Origin of the sequence: Fibrobacter sp. (genome assembly GCF_045112255.1) — a bacterium.
GTDB lineage: Bacteria > Fibrobacterota > Fibrobacteria > Fibrobacterales > Fibrobacteraceae > Fibrobacter.
On sequence record NZ_JBGUHR010000087.1, the window covers coordinates 1 to 15,074 of the forward strand.

Annotated in this window: 13 protein-coding genes and 1 pseudogene; 5 read left to right on the plus strand and 9 right to left on the minus strand. The window is 50.7% G+C overall.

Translation table 11 applies throughout. From position 1 onward, the window contains the following. Positions 1–116: 116 nt before the first annotated feature. From ACJMM9_RS12385 to rpsT, 6 genes and pseudogenes are all read right to left on the minus strand, one after another. On the minus strand, positions 117–1,499 hold the full coding sequence (locus tag ACJMM9_RS12385) for a BamA/TamA family outer membrane protein (RefSeq protein ID WP_405327438.1): 1,383 nt from the start codon (positions 1,497–1,499) through the stop codon (positions 117–119). Position 1,500: 1 nt separating this feature from the next. Then, entirely contained in the window at positions 1,501–4,401 is a 2,901-nt protein-coding gene (locus ACJMM9_RS12390; protein ID WP_405327441.1) for a hypothetical protein, read from the minus strand. Positions 4,402–4,407: 6 nt separating this feature from the next. Next, entirely contained in the window at positions 4,408–4,875 is a 468-nt protein-coding gene (locus ACJMM9_RS12395) for a hypothetical protein (RefSeq protein ID WP_405327444.1), read from the minus strand. A gap of 9 nt (positions 4,876–4,884) precedes the next feature. Further along, a complete protein-coding gene (locus tag ACJMM9_RS12400; RefSeq protein ID WP_088639438.1) occupies positions 4,885–5,310 on the minus strand; it encodes a roadblock/LC7 domain-containing protein in 426 nt (141 codons plus the stop codon). 395 nt (positions 5,311–5,705) lie between these two features. Next, positions 5,706–6,272: pseudogene (locus tag ACJMM9_RS12405) on the minus strand (GTP-binding protein); the annotation flags it as partial. A 228-nt stretch (positions 6,273–6,500) separates the two neighbouring features. Then, complete coding sequence (gene rpsT, locus ACJMM9_RS12410) at positions 6,501–6,761, minus strand: 30S ribosomal protein S20 (protein ID WP_012820070.1); 261 nt, start codon at positions 6,759–6,761, stop codon at positions 6,501–6,503. Positions 6,762–6,900: 139 nt separating this feature from the next. On the opposite strand from rpsT, the gene ACJMM9_RS12415 reads away from it, so the two are divergent. Further along, a complete protein-coding gene (locus tag ACJMM9_RS12415) occupies positions 6,901–8,037 on the plus strand; it encodes a DegT/DnrJ/EryC1/StrS family aminotransferase (protein ID WP_405327448.1) in 1,137 nt (378 codons plus the stop codon). A gap of 161 nt (positions 8,038–8,198) precedes the next feature. On the opposite strand, the gene ACJMM9_RS12420 is transcribed toward ACJMM9_RS12415, so the two are convergent. Beyond that, a complete protein-coding gene (locus tag ACJMM9_RS12420) occupies positions 8,199–9,044 on the minus strand; it encodes a Cof-type HAD-IIB family hydrolase (RefSeq protein ID WP_405327451.1) in 846 nt (281 codons plus the stop codon). 75 nt (positions 9,045–9,119) lie between these two features. Between ACJMM9_RS12420 and ACJMM9_RS12425 the strand changes: the two genes are divergently transcribed. After that, positions 9,120–10,070 carry a bifunctional oligoribonuclease/PAP phosphatase NrnA gene (locus tag ACJMM9_RS12425; RefSeq protein WP_405327454.1) on the plus strand — a complete coding sequence of 317 codons (951 nt, stop codon included), beginning with the start codon at positions 9,120–9,122 and terminating at the stop codon, positions 10,068–10,070. A 16-nt stretch (positions 10,071–10,086) separates the two neighbouring features. Here ACJMM9_RS12425 and ACJMM9_RS12430 read toward each other — a convergent pair whose 3' ends face one another. Together ACJMM9_RS12430 and ACJMM9_RS12435 are read right to left on the minus strand one after the other, a co-directional pair. Continuing rightward, complete coding sequence (locus ACJMM9_RS12430; RefSeq protein WP_405327457.1) at positions 10,087–10,776, minus strand: LysE family translocator; 690 nt, start codon at positions 10,774–10,776, stop codon at positions 10,087–10,089. Next, a complete protein-coding gene (locus ACJMM9_RS12435; RefSeq protein WP_405327460.1) occupies positions 10,776–11,147 on the minus strand; it encodes a hypothetical protein in 372 nt (123 codons plus the stop codon). The genes ACJMM9_RS12430 and ACJMM9_RS12435 overlap by 1 nt, the downstream gene beginning before the upstream one ends. A gap of 229 nt (positions 11,148–11,376) precedes the next feature. Here ACJMM9_RS12435 and mraY point away from each other — a divergent pair, with 229 nt between their 5' ends. The 3 genes from mraY to ACJMM9_RS12450 all read left to right on the plus strand — a co-directional run bounded on the left by mraY (position 11,377) and on the right by ACJMM9_RS12450 (position 14,905). Then, entirely contained in the window at positions 11,377–12,447 is a 1,071-nt protein-coding gene (gene mraY, locus ACJMM9_RS12440) for a phospho-N-acetylmuramoyl-pentapeptide-transferase (RefSeq protein ID WP_405327461.1), read from the plus strand. Between the two features lie 70 nt (positions 12,448–12,517). Next, entirely contained in the window at positions 12,518–13,855 is a 1,338-nt protein-coding gene (locus ACJMM9_RS12445; protein ID WP_405327464.1) for a UTP--glucose-1-phosphate uridylyltransferase, read from the plus strand. A 138-nt stretch (positions 13,856–13,993) separates the two neighbouring features. Further along, a complete protein-coding gene (locus ACJMM9_RS12450) occupies positions 13,994–14,905 on the plus strand; it encodes a lauroyl acyltransferase (protein WP_405327467.1) in 912 nt (303 codons plus the stop codon). The last annotated feature ends 169 nt before the right edge of the window (positions 14,906–15,074 follow it).

Consider the following 15,074-nt stretch of genomic DNA (forward strand, 5'->3'; position numbering starts at 1 on the left):
GGGCTGCTTGCAGACCGGCATAACCGAGTGAAGCCGCTGACGCCGTAGGCGTCAACTCCGAGCTGGGGCCCCGCCCGCATGACGTACTTTTTTTGCTTTTTTCAAAAGCACTTTTCTTAAAACAGCGTTTTCACCCCGAAGCCAAGGACACCGTCCAAATAATCGCACCCATTGCGGAGCGCATAGTAAATGCTAAAGCTCCAGGACTTGCGGTACTGCGTAAACCCGATGCCATAATCGTGCTCGCGCGCCCACCCGTGAAAAGGCTTCATTCGCCTGTAAAGTCCCGGCTGGTAGAACAGCTCGATCGACAAATCGTAGCCATCCTGCCACAGGAACGCCGCCTGCGAAAATCCATACGCGCGAGTCCGCATAAAGCCATACATCATCCCCTTAAACGAGTTGATGCCACCCAGGCTAAACAAGTCCTCACGCGCAAACGAACCTCCCGACGGAAGTAACGCACCCGCCGCAGCCGAGTAGCGCACAATGAAATTTTTCCACAGCGGCACGTAATGAACCAAGGACGCATGCAACCGCAAATAGCTATCGAGCGAATCCGGGCGGTCCATCATCCACGCAAGCGAAACATCCAGCGACGTACCGCTTCGAGGCAAAACGCTCCGGTCAAACGAAATGTACGAAAGCTCCAGCGACGAACTCTTCTCGTCATTGCCGATACCCACAAATGCCGAAATTTCAAGGTTAAACCCGATATTCCGCGATACGCCAAGTTCCAGACGGGAATCCCGCGACAGAGAGTCGTCTTCAAAGAACCCGCGCACAAGCACATCCCACGCCGAGCCAAAAATAAACCGTTCGCGATACGAGCCTTCAATCCGACGAGACTCACTTTGCGAATAGCCATCCATCTGCAAATCGCGTCCCGTTCCCAGAATGTTGTACAAATCGAGATTGATTTTTCCTTCCCAAACATTTTCGTCGCTCGAATATGTGAGAAAACCTTCGGCTGCAGAAATCGGGGCCGCCCGCATAGAATACGCCGGAATCACGCGGTTTCGCACCGGATCACGGAACAAGCGCACATCGGCAGTCTTTTCGTAATAGCCCAATCGAGAGAGCTTGCGTTCCGAGCGTTCCAAATCCGAAAGCGACACTTTTTCGCCAACTTCAAGCCCAGTCAGCAGCCTAAAGACACCTATGTCCGTTGCACCGGAATCCAGATTTTCGGCCCCGCCCCACACCCAGGCGCTGCCTCGTTCAAAACGGCAACGAGCCACACCTGCGCTATCGACGTTCACCTGCAATTTTGCACCCAGGAATCCACGGTCCTCGTAAAAACGCAACAGTTTCTGTTTTGCCCCCCGCCATGAATCGCACGGAGCACCGACTATCACGCTCATCGAAAGTTCTTCAAAATCGCCGTGTTCCCCCTCCCATTCCACATGCGTAATACGGCATTCAGACGCACGGCCCAAAACCGCCCCCAACAGAAGCACCACCACAACGCACAAAATATTTCGAGTCAACAACTTCATACTAGAAATACGCCTTCGCTTCTGTTGCCAATTTCTGGAATATATGTTCTTCGGCATTGCCAAAGCGCAAAATATAGCGGAGCGAAAGCGACAAGAAGTGGTTCACTTCCACTGACACCATCGATTCAAGCCTGAATGTCACACCATCGCCAAAGCCAGACATCATCTGGTACGGAATAGCGCCATCATGTTTATTCATTTGTATAGAAGCAAATGAGACATGCGCATCGACAAAGCCTTCTTTTTCATAGCCGACACGGAGTTCCTCTTCCCAGAGATGCGCACCAAAAGACATTTCAGTATTATCTTCGCCAGAACCTTCCCTATAGCGGACACGCGGAGACACGCTAAAGCCCGCAGGAAATTTCCAAGTGTACCGACCTGTAATTTCCCAAATATTCCAGTCCAGTTTTTGCAATGCCGCCAAGTGAACATCTTCAAAAGTATTGTCTACATGCACAGAATGTTCATCGTTTATTTTAAATCCAGCCGTAAGCTTATGGTCAAACACATCCTGATAGTAACCGATCGACGACATCTTCTTTTCGTAACTTGCACTCGGCTTGTACGATGCCGAGATCCCCGACGGATGTTCCCAGGCAAGGTTAGCCTCCCATGAAACCGTTCCCGCCGTCACGCGACGCAGAGCCGCCGGATAAACCGGCGGGAAATAAATTTTTTTCCCCGTTGTATCTTCGGCTTCGGAACGGTACGAAGCGCTAATCGTTATATCGCGCAACAGCCCCTGCGAAATTCCAAGCGAGACACCCGGATTCCATTCAAGCGAAGCTTCAAACATTGCATTTGACGAAAGCACAGCGCCCACGGAATCATTGCGACCCATGCCTTCATAGACAAAATCACCGTTATCCACCCCTTCGATAAAACTTCCAGTAAGGCTATCGTAACGCACATCGCCCGTGCCCTTCGCAACCGCTTTGTAAATGGCCGTATAAGTCTGTTCCGAAGTCATTCCGAAACGGTACGCCACAGAACCTTGCACACCCATATCGTCATCGCCAAAATTCGAAGACAAGTCGCCCACCCAGGAATCCGAGTTTCCAAGCGAATCGGAAACGGCATGGGTATACTGCAACAAGTGCGAAAGACCAAAGCGATTAAAATTAGCATCTGCCGACTGCGTCCATGTCACGAGATTCACGGAATCACGCCAGCCTTCGTCACGGGAACGCCCTGAGATTTCATGTTTGCGCACGGTAAGCGTCCCGACCGATTCCTTCACATTCCACAGGTCATCATTCAAAGTCGCTCCAACGGCCGTTTTTGCATAGCCCCGTTCCGACTTGTGCCCCAGCGAATCGAGCACCGAATAGCGTACATCGCCGCGACCAAACGGCCTAACGAATCCGCGCAAGAATTCCGACGAAAAAGTTCCCTGGTAACGCTTCTGATCCACATCCTGCGTACTCGAGACATACATTGCCGAAAACTCGCTTGCCACATCCAAATTGCGGTGCACAAGCGACAACTGAGACCGCGAGGAATTCCAGCGCTCTTCATCGCCACGGCGGTATCCCCACTTTGCCGTTCCAAACCAGTCCTTGCCTAGACGAAGGCGAAGCGCAAGTTCATCATGGCGCAAGCCGCCTTTCAAAAGAGCGCTGTCCAAATCCCATTCATTCTTGAGCGCATAAGAATTCCAGTCCCGATCGTTCCCGTTAAATTCTGAAATAGCAAACCCATCTTGTACAAAATTCCCATAGACCGAAAGCGCCACCGGGAAAGCATTCATGTTCTGCGTCGAGTCTGTCGTCACATACCATCTAAAAGCACGACCGCTCGGGCCACCAACATTTTTAGAAACTGTATTCGAATCCATGCGATTTAAACCGAGTTCGACATCGGCATAAAAGCGATGTTCCGCCTGCAAGCGGAGGCGCGCTCCCAAGCGTTCCGACATTTTCGGTCGATGCAACTCGTTAAGCGAAGAATCCCGCAAAACACCGCCACGATCGTTTTTCAGGCGTTCATAATCCACGCTGTCAAGCGAACTTTTGCGCATGCGGTCTACGTCATTTTCCAAATGGAAACCAGACACGTCAAAGAATACATTTTCAAAGCGCAAACTACCGCGAACGGCATACATCGTGTAAATGCTTTCACTTAAGTAAGCATCATATTCTACGCGAATTTCATCGTCTGTTCCAGGAATGATCCCATTTTTAAAATTCAAAAGGCCGCCGGCGTAATTCACTTCGTAATCGCGATCCCGAACAAGCTCTACACCATTCAGCCAGACTTTTTCAGAATTCGGTACAATCGAAACAAAGCTGCCAGACTCATCCAGATAATAGCCGTCACGCTGCCCCTGCACACCGCTAAACGAACGCGAATACCGCGTCACTTCATCCGTACCCCACGCCCCGCTCACTTCCGAACCCATGTAGCGCAATGTCGCCATCGCGCCAAGCGTAGAACGGCCAAACGACGTGAGTCCCATGGAATTGTCTGTCCACGTAAAATCGCCCAAATGGAGCATCGCATACGGAGATTCTACACGAAAATAAATCTGGTCCACTTCCTGGAGCGTTGCCGTCGTCTGATCCCCCGCTTTGCGGTCCACATCCGACAAAAGAGCATCAATGTAGACGCTATCAGCTAGGCGCCCTTGAATCGAGAGTCGCAGTTCCTGATCGACCTGTGTGCCGCCATCGCCCACAGTGACTTGCATCGTCTTGTAGCCGTGAGTCTCGATTTCTGCACGTGAAGAATCCGGCGCATCAGCAGTCGCAACAGAAATTGCCGTCTCAGGCGCAATTCCAGATGCGTTTTCTAAAGTATTCTTTTCAAGAATTGAAGGATCCCAGACGGGAAGCGAATCCACATCCAAAGCAAAGGCAAAACTGACAAGCAGCAGGCCCAGACAAGGAATCGACCGCATACAAAATTACCGGGATGGAGCCACCACGCGGAACTGCCTACTCGCAAGCAACTTGCGGCCAGCCACCAAATCAACGCTCCATTCGCCAAGCTCAACCAAGTCCGAAGCAAGCATGGAACTGCAAACATCTCCAGCAAGATTGCACGGTTCCACAAAAATCGTATCTATACCCAGAAACCAGATGTGAAAAAGCGTGTCTTCCTGATAACGTGCAGAATTTGTAATAGACGAAAAGACGTAAAGTCTTGTATTCTCTTCGAAAACACTGTCAGAACCAAAGGGTTCTCCATTTACAATATGACGGCAAACCACGCTATTGGCTGGAGAAAGCTCTATATCGGAACTTTCCGTAAAGCTGACATCGTCATCAATAAAGAACATGACTATGCGATGGACAAAGAAACCAAGAAAGACGACCAACGCCAAAAGAGTCGTCTTACGCAAATTTCGCAGTGGCGGAAACCGACCTGCCACAAGCACCTCCTAGCGAACAAGACTGCTCGTATTCTGTGTAAACGCAGGTACGGCGTCTTCCAACTTTTCAACCAGCAAGCGGTTAAAGTCGTCAATGCGATTCGGAAGTCGGCCACCATTAAACACCTGCACAAGCAGGAGGGACTGAGCTACAGGAGAAATATAAACGGAACGGTTCTCGCCCGTAAATGAAACGGACTGGAACTTTTCTCCACCAAGCATCACCCCGATCTGACGTGATGAGTCAAATGCGGCAATACTCAACACAGCAAGAGGAGTTGCATCAAGGTCCGAGCCAAGAGAGCCGACTTCGGCAATGATGTTTCCATCTCGATGGCAAAGAACAACATATTCGCACTTGACACTGGCCTGATACGCAGTCATCAAGCGACGCACCTTGTTTGCATCATCTGAATAAATTGTATAATCGCTCATATTACACCACTATCGTTTATAAAAAACTACTTGTCCTTCGGCTTGTACGGACGCAAGACAATTTCATCGTCATCCGTTTGAGTCGGTTTATCGACAGAGCGGCCAAACGTAGGCATTCTTGGCACGGCAGTCGAGACGCGCGGACGGGCAAATGGAGACGACATAGCCCCCTTCTGGAACAAACCAGAACCAGCACCGCCGGAATTACCCGCATTTGTCTGAGGTTTTGCGGCAAACGACGGCATACGGAACGGAGAGGCCGGCTGAGGCGCCGGGGTTTCATTCTGGGGCTTAGCGGCATCGACTTTTTCAGCCGGAGTTTCACTTGCAGGAGCTGCCGTAGTTGCACCGACAGCGGCCTTGCGCAAAAAGCCCTGCTTCACATTAAACTTTTCGATCACCAGCATGGCAATAGTCTTAAGAGTCGTCACAACACCCTTGCCATTATGGGCCGTCGCCGGGAAGAATGGGATTTTCTTGTCTGGATTGAGCATTTCGTTCATTTCATCCAGAGTAAACACATTATCCATGTCGCGCTTGTTGTACTGCAACACGAACGGAATGTCGTCCAAGTTCATGCCGTAGTCCTGCAAATTCTGGCGCAAGTTCTGAAGGCTTTCCAAGTTTTCGGCCTGGCGAGAACGCTGGGAATCCGCTACAAAGACAATCCCATCGACACCACGAAGCACAAGCTTACGTGTACTGTTATAATAAACCTGGCCAGGAACCGTATAAAGCTGGAAACGAGTCTTAAAACCCTTGATGTCGCCCAAATTCAAAGGTAAAAAGTCAAAAAACAACGTTCGATCGCCTTCCGTAGCGAGCGAAACCATGTCGGTACGCTTATCTTGAGGCATTTTCTGATGGATTACCTGAAGATTTGTGGTTTTTCCACTCAAACCAGGACCATAGTAAACGACCTTACAACTAATCTCTCTTGTAGCAAAATTAATAGACGACATTCTAAATCCTTGAAACCCAATACTTAATCTAGTAAAAAAGTTTCGTAACAAAAAAATTATTTTTTATTTTTGGCGTTTTTTAACTAAAATCACAATATTTCGTCTAATATCGACTCCCCTCGTATTTTAACCAAACAACCCCACCCCCAAAGTTCCATACAACAAAACAACCCGATACGCCATGAGCATATCGGTTCATTTTGCTTAAAACCTGTAGAAAAGCTTTAATTAAGCGAGGCCGTTGATGACCTTAGCAACCTTGGCCTTGTAGTTGGCAGCACGGTTGGCGCAGAAACCAGCGCGGTGAGAAACGGCAGCCTTGTCGAGCATGCTGAAGAGCTTCGGCATTTCTTCGAGGGCAGCGGCTTTCGTAGCAGCAGTGCGGATAACCTTGAGGCTAGCACGGATAGCGCTACGAGTGGAACGGTTCATTGCGTTGGCCTTTTCGGCCTGGAGCAAACGCTTTTTGCAAGACTTGTGTTGAGGCACCTTAAATTCTCCGGGTGAAAACCTACTTAAAAAATGTTAGCACAAAGATAGTAAAAGTTTAAAAGTTGTCAAGGGGCGAGTTGATTGGGAATTAGGAGTTCGGAATTAGGAATGAGGAATTAGTTCTATATTTAGCACCATGATTCCGTTCATCAATGTACGTGCACAGCGAGAAGCCTATTTATCCGAATTTAAGCAAGCCGAAAACGAAGTGCTCAATAGCGGCTGTTTTATCGGAGGGCCGGTCGTCCAGGCGCTGGAATCGGAACTTGCAGAATTTACAGGATCAAAGCACACCATCACCTGCGGTAGCGGAACGGACGCTTTGACAATCGCACTCCTCGCCCTCGGGCTTAAACCGGGAGACGAAGTCATCGTCCCGGACTTCACCTTTATTGCCCCCGCCGAATGCGTGATGCGCCTCGGAGGCATCCCGAAATTTGCAGACATCGACGCCGAAACGCTCCAGGTCAGCGCAGAAAGTATCGAATCGCTGATTGGCGAAAAGACACGCGGGATTATCGCGGTCAACCTCTTTGGGCAGTGCGCCCCGTACGCAGAAATTCGAAAATGCGCGCAGGCAAACGGTCTCTGGCTCATTGAAGACTCAGCCCAAGCGTTCGGGGCCATGCAAAACGGCATACCCGCCTGCACGTTCGGCGACATTTCTATCACGAGCTTTTACCCGGCAAAGCCGCTCGGCTGCTACGGCGACGGCGGAGCTCTTTTCACGGCAAACGACGAACTGGCGCAAAGGATCCGCCTCATCGCAAACCACGGAAGCCAGACGCGATACATTCACGAAATCTGCGGCATGAACAGCAGGCTAGACGCCATCCAGGCAGCAGTCCTGCGTGTGAAGCTCCGCCATTTCAAAGACGAGCTGAAGAAGCGCAGCGAGAATGCCCGCAAGTACGATGAATTTTTCAACGCCATTCCGGGAATCGCGCCGCAAAAAATCGCAAACGGCAACACAAGCACTTACGCGCAATACACCGTATTGGCAGAAGACCGCGCAACTTTTTTAAAGCAACTAGAAAGCGCCGGGGTGCCGTACTGCATCCACTACCCCATGCCGCTGCACACACAGCCATGCTTCAAGGAACTCGCGCAAGTACGCGAAAACACAAGCGACCGCGCATCCCGAGACAGCTCCGCAAGCAACGCCACGGTAGCCTGCCAAAAAGTCGTAAGCCTCCCCATGTGCGCCTTTACAGATGTGGATGAGATTATCGCGAGACTCCGCATGACGGCAGCTTTCAAAACGTCATTCTGACACCAACGGTGGAAGAAACGAGAGCAAAGCGAACAAAGCAGGGCTGCTTGCAGACCTATTTTTGAGCAGCCGCCTCGGACGGCGCAGCCGTCAATCCAGTCATTTTTCAAGACTTTACTGGATGCTTCGCCATTCCGGCTCAGCATGACGTGAATCAACGACTACACCACAAATTTTTCGATAACTTCAGTAATCCCGGAGTGATTGTTGTCGTGCTTGGTCACGTAATTGGCAACAGCCTTCGCCGCCGGTGACGCATTCGCCATCGCCACCCCAACGCCAGCCGCTTCGATCATCGGGCAATCGTTTTCTTCATCGCCCACGGCTATCGTATTTTCAATCGGCTCGTGATAGAAATCCGCCATGTAGCGCACGGCAGCGCCCTTGTTCGAAAGCATATGCGAGAACTCGAGCATCTCAGGCTTGCTGAACACGTCAAAAAGCTTGCCCGTCGTAACAGTTCGCATCTCGGCGCGGAAATCCACGAGACTCGAATGTTCAAACGGCGTAATCACGTTTACCTTGATTGGCGGCTTGACCACGACATTGATGGGCCCGTCATTGCTATTAACCCCACCATAATAATTGCGGATATCGTCTACAACAACATAATCCATTTTCATCAAGCGGCAATACGTCTTGAGCTGTTCCGTCTCATATTCCGAGACCACCAAATCGCCCGCATACGTGTGCGCATGCATCCCGCGCTTGTGCGCTTCATCCATGATGAACTTCACCTGATCCACAGCAATGCGTCGCGTCAAAATCGGCTCTCCCGTTCCGCAATCGTAAATGAGACCGCCATTGAAGCTCACCAGAAAATACCCCGGCTTCAAGAAGCCGTACTTTTCGGCAATGTGCTTTACGCTTGTGAGCGGACGCCCCGTCGTCATCACGAACTTGTGTCCCGCGTCTATCATCGCGCGGATCGAAGCCATGTCCGCTTGGCTAATATTCTTCTCGTCGTCAAGAAGCGTACCGTCTAGATCAGTAAATAAAAGTTTCATCGCGGCAAATATAGAAAGTCCGTCTAGCCAATCCAAAATATTTATTTACATTTTTCAAAAAAGAAGGAAAGCCTTATGCAAATTGATGATTTACTGAACGAAGCAAAAAGCGTTGCCATTTTTGGACACGTCCGCCCCGATGGAGACTGCGTGGGGTCTACGCTCGGTCTTTACAACTATATCAGCGACAACTACCCGACAATCAAGGTCCGCATTTTCTTGGAACGCTTCCCCGAAAACTACAAGATTCTCGCAAACGCGAATGAAACGTACGAATACTATAACGAAGAATTCGGAGATTTTGACCTGACATTCATTATGGACGTTCCTACAATCGAGCGAATCGGCGCCAACGGAGGTAGCTGCCTTAGGACATCACGCAAATCATGCAATATAGACCACCATATCAGTAACGCCAAGCAGCTTTGCACCGTAAACTTTGTTGATGCCAAAGCGAGTTCCGCTTGCGAAGTCCTCTACTTTTTAATGGACCCGAGCAAAGTCAGCAAGGCCACCGCAGAATGTCTGTACCTCGGCATCGTACACGACACAGGCGCTTTCAAGTTCAGCAGCACCGGACATAAGACGATGATGGTCATCGGAGACTTGCTCGAAAAGGGTATCGACTTCACGCGCATCATCAACGAGACGTACTACACGAGAACGTACACCCAGACGCTCGTCACCGGTTATGTGATGATGAACAGCAAGCTCGCCCTCGATGGAAAAGTTGTCTACAGCTACCTCACTCCCGAGGACATGGACCACTATTCCGTAACGTCCGTTGAACTCAGCAGCGTCATCGACACATTGCGCGAAGTCACCGGCACCGAAGTCGCCATATTCCTCTACCCGGTCAACGGCGAATACAAGATTAGCCTGCGCAGCAATTACGTTGTCGATGTCAACAAAGTTGCAGGAGCTTTTGGCGGAGGCGGCCACGTCCGAGCTGCAGGCGGAAATTCCAAGGATTCGCCCGAAGAGACGATTACAAAGCTATTGAAGCTTATCCAGGAACAGCTTTAGCGAGATTCGCGCTTTTTTAAAGTGCGAAAAGCGCGACAGCCAAGAAGACGAACACCGCACCGCTGAACCAGTTCAGATTGCGGTTCGCCTTCGGCGATGTCAACAGGAACTTCTTGACAGTTCCTGCTAAAAGCGCAATGCTCCCGAAAACGATCATCGTCGCCAAGAGAAATTCACCGCCGAAAATGGCCATCTGCAAGCTCGGGTGGATTGGACGGTCCAAGCGCACCGCCGGCGGAATCAATGAAAGCATAAAGAGAATCACTTTCGGATTCGTGAGATTCATGATAATGCCACGCATGTAAAGACTACGTGCGGAAGGAACACCGCTGATTGCATCGCTGGACTTTACTGGATCCATCGACTCCGTTACACTTCGCTCAGGATGACAAGATTCCGAATTCCGACTTCCTAATTCCGAACTAACCACAACGCCGGCTCTTACCCCGAAACTTTTATACGCGAGATAAAGCAAGTACGCAGCGCCCAGGCACTGAATGACAAAAAACGCCGTCGGGCTAGCCGCAATCAACGCCGAAACGCCCGCCACGAGCAGGCAAGTGTGGATGACAATCCCCGTGCAAAGACCAAGGATAATGCAAAAACCGAGACGCGCCCCGTAAGTAGCGCTCTGAGCAAGCACAAAAAGGTTATCTGGACCAGGGGCAATCCCGATGACAAGCGCTGCGATGAAAAATTCAAGCATTACAATTTACTCAAGAAAGCGTCCACGTCGAGGTCCGCAAGGTCCTTTTGCAATGCGTCAAGTTCATCGTCCGTAATCGCAGTGTGATTTTGATCACGTTCTTCCGCACGGGCATTCGAGACATCAACAAGCTTTTTGAGTGCATTGGCAACCTCGCCCACCGTGCCATCCTGGCGCATCACGACGTTCAAAACCTTCGAAAGTTTTTCACGCAATTTCGAGAACTCTTCGCGGTCTAGCTCAGATATTTCCCCATGATAGCACATCAAGGGGGTCTGGCACCTGGCACACGGAAACACCATCATATTCGAGAAGTCGCCGTCTATCTGGACCTTAAATTTCGTTCCGCAATGCGGGCATTCGATATCCATTTCACTCATGTACCATAATGTAGAATTTTTTACAATTCCTAGCCAAATACAGCAACAATATTTTATCTTTACGCAGTCCATCTTGCTTTGTGAACCCTTTATTTTTTTACGATACAATTATTTCATTGAGATCATACCCCAAACCTAAACTATGCTCTGCCACTGGCTATATCAAACAACAAACATTGACCTTTTTGACGGTCGTCTTTTCCGTGCGGGCGTTGCCGCCATGCTCTCCATCATCCTGGTGCTCTTCTTCATGCCGAAGTACATTCGCTTTTTGCAGAGGCTGGACGCCACGAGCGATTTCGACAAGGATGGAAAGACAAAATCCCCTCCGATTATGGGCGGCCTTCTCCTCGTGATTGTCGTTGAAGTAGTTTCATTGCTTGTTTGCCAGATGAACGGCTACACCATCTCGACACTTGTGATTTTGACTCTGTTCAGCGCCGTGGGTGCCACCGACGATATGGCCAAGGTCCGCGCCAAGCGCCTCGTGAACCAGGGCAAGCTCAAAGCCGCCGAATACATGGACAAGGCGGATGGCATTTCCAGCTCGCTTAGACTTTTCCTCTACTTCTTGTTTAGCTTTGTCGTTGCCGTTTTCTGCTACAAGTTCATCCCTGAACTCAAGGGCGATTTGACCATCCCGTTCTGCCCGATTGACGTGTTCCAGATCCACCTTCCCAACTGGATTTTTGTAGCATTCATGACGTTTGTCATCGCCGCATCTGCAAACGGTACGAACTTCACGGACGGTCTCGACAGCCTCGTTTCTGTACCGATTCTTACTAGCATGGTGTTCGTTGGTCTCGTTGCTTACGTAAGCGGCAACTTCATCTTTAGCCAATACCTGAGCGTTCCGTACCTCCCCGGCTGCGATGAACTATTCCCGCTTGCAACAGCCATCGCAGGCGCATTGCTCGCCTACCTTTGGTTCAACAGCCCTCCGGCAGAAATCTACATGGGTGACGCAGGTTCCGTGGGCTTCGGAGCCGCCATCGGCATCATGTTCATCTTGGTGCAGGCAGGGCTCTTCCTCCCCATCGTGTGCATCATCATCATCGCTGAAGCTTGCTCCGTGCTGATGCAAATTACGTGGTTCAAGATTACTAAGAAAACGACCGGCACAGGCAAGCGCATTTTCCTTTGTGCACCACTCCACCACCACTACCAAAAGAAGTGGGATGGCCGCTTCCCGAGCAAGCCGCTCATGAACTCCAAGATTGTATGGCGTATGCACCTCGTGAGCATCTTCGCCCTCATCTTCAGCATGGTTGTGTTCTTCGGCATTAGATAGTTCGCCACTGTTACAAGACTTGTCATGCCCGCCTCCGAGCGGGCATCTCCTTTTTATTATATTACATCGCATGAATATTATTGAAACTTTGAACGCCGCAGGTCAGCAAGAACTGGCCCAACATTTGGAATCTTTGACGGGTGACGCCCGAGCCAATCTCGAACGCGATATTTTAAGCCAGGACTGGCAAGAACTCAAGGCTTTGCATGCCGAAAAATCCGCCGCAAATTTGAGCGACAACGTTTCTGCGGACCTCACACCGATGCCATGGAAACTCGCCACCGACGATCTCCGTTACGAATTCTGGAAAGAGACGGGCGAAATTCTCCTCGGTCAAGGCAAAGTTGCCGCATTCCTCGTGGCAGGCGGTCAAGGTTCTCGTCTCGGTTTCGATGGTCCGAAGGGCATGTTCGATATCGGTCTTCCGAGCCACAAGAGCTTGTTCCAATTGCAGGCAGAACGCTTGCGCAATTTGGGCGCCCGCGTGGGTCACGCCATTCCGTGGTGCATCATGACAAGCCCCCTGAACCACGAAGCGACAGTCAACTTTTTCAGTGAAAACAACTTCTTTGGATTAAACCGCGAAGACATCCGATTCTTCCAGCAGGGAACGATTTGCGCCCTCACCGCTGACGGAAAGGCTGTCCGCGATGGCGAAGACCATTTGGCGCTTGTGCCCGATGGAAACGGCGGTTGCTTCCGCGCGCTTGCCCAGAGCGGAACACTTGCATGGCTCGTAGAACGCGGCGTTCAGTACGTGTTCCTCTACAGCGTCGATAACGCCCTCTGCCGCATTTGCGACCCGGCATTCATTGGCGCCCTCGCCGAAAAAGGCACCATTCTCAGTGCATCGAAGGTTGTACACAAAGCCGGTCCGAACGAAAAAGTCGGCATTTTTGCATTCCAGAACAAGAAGCCGGGCGTTGTCGAATACAGCGACCTTCCGGAAAACTTCCGCGACATGACAAATGCCGATGGAAGTCTCACGTTCGACGGTGGCAACATTGCGATTCACTTGTTTAAAATCAGCGGGCTTCGCAAGCTGCAGACAAGCAAGCTCCCGTGGCACACCGCCCGCAAAACCGTTTGCGGTATCGAAAAGTGCTTCAAGTTCGAACAGTTCCTCTTTGACGCCTTCCCGCAGCTCGGTTCCATGCTCCCGTTCGGCGTCGTGCGCGAAGAAGAATTCAGCCCGGTCAAGAATGCCGAAGGCAACGATTCTCCGAAGACAGCCCGCATCATGATCGGCAAGCTCCACCGCGAATGGCTCCACAAGGCACACGTGAAAATTGACGAGAAGAAGTTGTACGAGATTTCGCCGACCATCAGCTACGCTGGCGAAGGCCTCAAGCAGAGCATCTTCGACCGCGAACTTGGCAGAAACATCTTGGAGTTTGACGAGGATTAGCGCCTTCGGCGCAGTAAGCGGCAGGATATAGGAATTGTCATCCTGAGCCCCGGAACAAGTCCGGGGTAAACTCCGATAAAACAAAGTTGAAGGATCCAGTCATTTTTCAAATGCACTGATGGAAATGCATCGATTGAAATGCGCCGGTTCAAGATTTTTACATATAAGTTCCTCATTAACATTCTGCTGCGTTTGCCGGATGCGTTTTACGCAGTCCTTTTTGCTGTAGTTTTCCCAATCTACAAGGTTTTGCACAAGAAGCGCGCCTACGGGCGCGTCGAAAAGCACTTGGCTGCAGCAAAGGAATACTTGGCTAATGCATGCGTCGGTCCAAACAAAGAGCCGCGCGATGAGAAAAATCCAAACCTAAATGCACTTGCGACAATAAATGCGCACGACACGTTCCGCGGCATCTTCTGGAATGCGCTAGAATCCTACCGTGGCCTCGCCCGTTTCAAGAGCGTTGAAAAACGAATCGTTTACGAGAACGAACATATCATTCGCAACGCCATAGCAGATTGCGCCAAGCAAAACGCCCCCATCGCAGGCATCAGCATACACCAGGGCGCATTCGAGCTTATGCACCGCGCCCTTTGCCGCTACAGCGAACACGTCCATCTCATTACAGATTCCGTCGGCGACATTGCATTTCGCGAAGTCCTCAAAGACATCCGCAGCGATCCACACCTGACCGAATATCATCCCGACGAAACAGGCCGACTCATCCGCGAACTTTTCCGCACTAAAGGCATTCTCGCGATGGTCATCGACCAAGGCAAACACACCAAAGGGAACACAGTCTCGCTATTCGGACGCCCCAGCACACTCTACTTGCGACTTCCGCAAAAAATAAACGAAATGGGTGCAGGAATCGTCACATTCCGCACGTGGAGTGAAAAGAAACGCGTCGTCATCCGCTTCGAAAGCTACTACCCGCCAAAGTACGATGAAAACCAGCTAGTCACGGAGATTGCGCACGAAGTCGAAACGTGGATTGCCGACCACCCCAAACAGTGGAGCTGGAATTACCACGGGAATTTCATTGGCTAAAAGCCAAAAGCCTTTATTCAAAAATAAATAGCACTTCATGCGGGCGGGGCCCCAGCTCGGAGTTGACGCCTACGGCGTCAGCGGCTTCACTCGGTCATGAGCGCCTGCAAGCAGTCGCCCGCGACTCTCGTTTTGCACGCTACTGCGAAGAAAAAAAACTTGGCCGACG

Bases quoted from the DNA above. Each gene is read 5' to 3' on its own strand.
- ACJMM9_RS12385 (WP_405327438.1), bottom strand. From the start codon at position 1,499: ATGAAGTTGTTGACTCGAAATATTTTGTGCGTTGTGGTGGTGCTTCTG.
- ACJMM9_RS12390 (WP_405327441.1), bottom strand. From the start codon at position 4,401: ATGCGGTCGATTCCTTGTCTGGGCCTGCTGCTTGTCAGTTTTGCCTTT.
- ACJMM9_RS12400 (WP_088639438.1), bottom strand. From the start codon at position 5,310: ATGAGCGATTATACAATTTATTCAGATGATGCAAACAAGGTGCGTCGC.
- ACJMM9_RS12415 (WP_405327448.1), top strand. From the start codon at position 6,901: ATGATTCCGTTCATCAATGTACGTGCACAGCGAGAAGCCTATTTATCC.
- ACJMM9_RS12420 (WP_405327451.1), bottom strand. From the start codon at position 9,044: ATGAAACTTTTATTTACTGATCTAGACGGTACGCTTCTTGACGACGAG.
- ACJMM9_RS12425 (WP_405327454.1), top strand. From the start codon at position 9,120: ATGCAAATTGATGATTTACTGAACGAAGCAAAAAGCGTTGCCATTTTT.
- ACJMM9_RS12430 (WP_405327457.1), bottom strand. From the start codon at position 10,776: ATGCTTGAATTTTTCATCGCAGCGCTTGTCATCGGGATTGCCCCTGGT.
- ACJMM9_RS12435 (WP_405327460.1), bottom strand. From the start codon at position 11,147: ATGGATATCGAATGCCCGCATTGCGGAACGAAATTTAAGGTCCAGATA.
- mraY (WP_405327461.1), top strand. From the start codon at position 11,377: ATGCTCTCCATCATCCTGGTGCTCTTCTTCATGCCGAAGTACATTCGC.
- ACJMM9_RS12445 (WP_405327464.1), top strand. From the start codon at position 12,518: ATGAATATTATTGAAACTTTGAACGCCGCAGGTCAGCAAGAACTGGCC.
- ACJMM9_RS12450 (WP_405327467.1), top strand. From the start codon at position 13,994: ATGCGCCGGTTCAAGATTTTTACATATAAGTTCCTCATTAACATTCTG.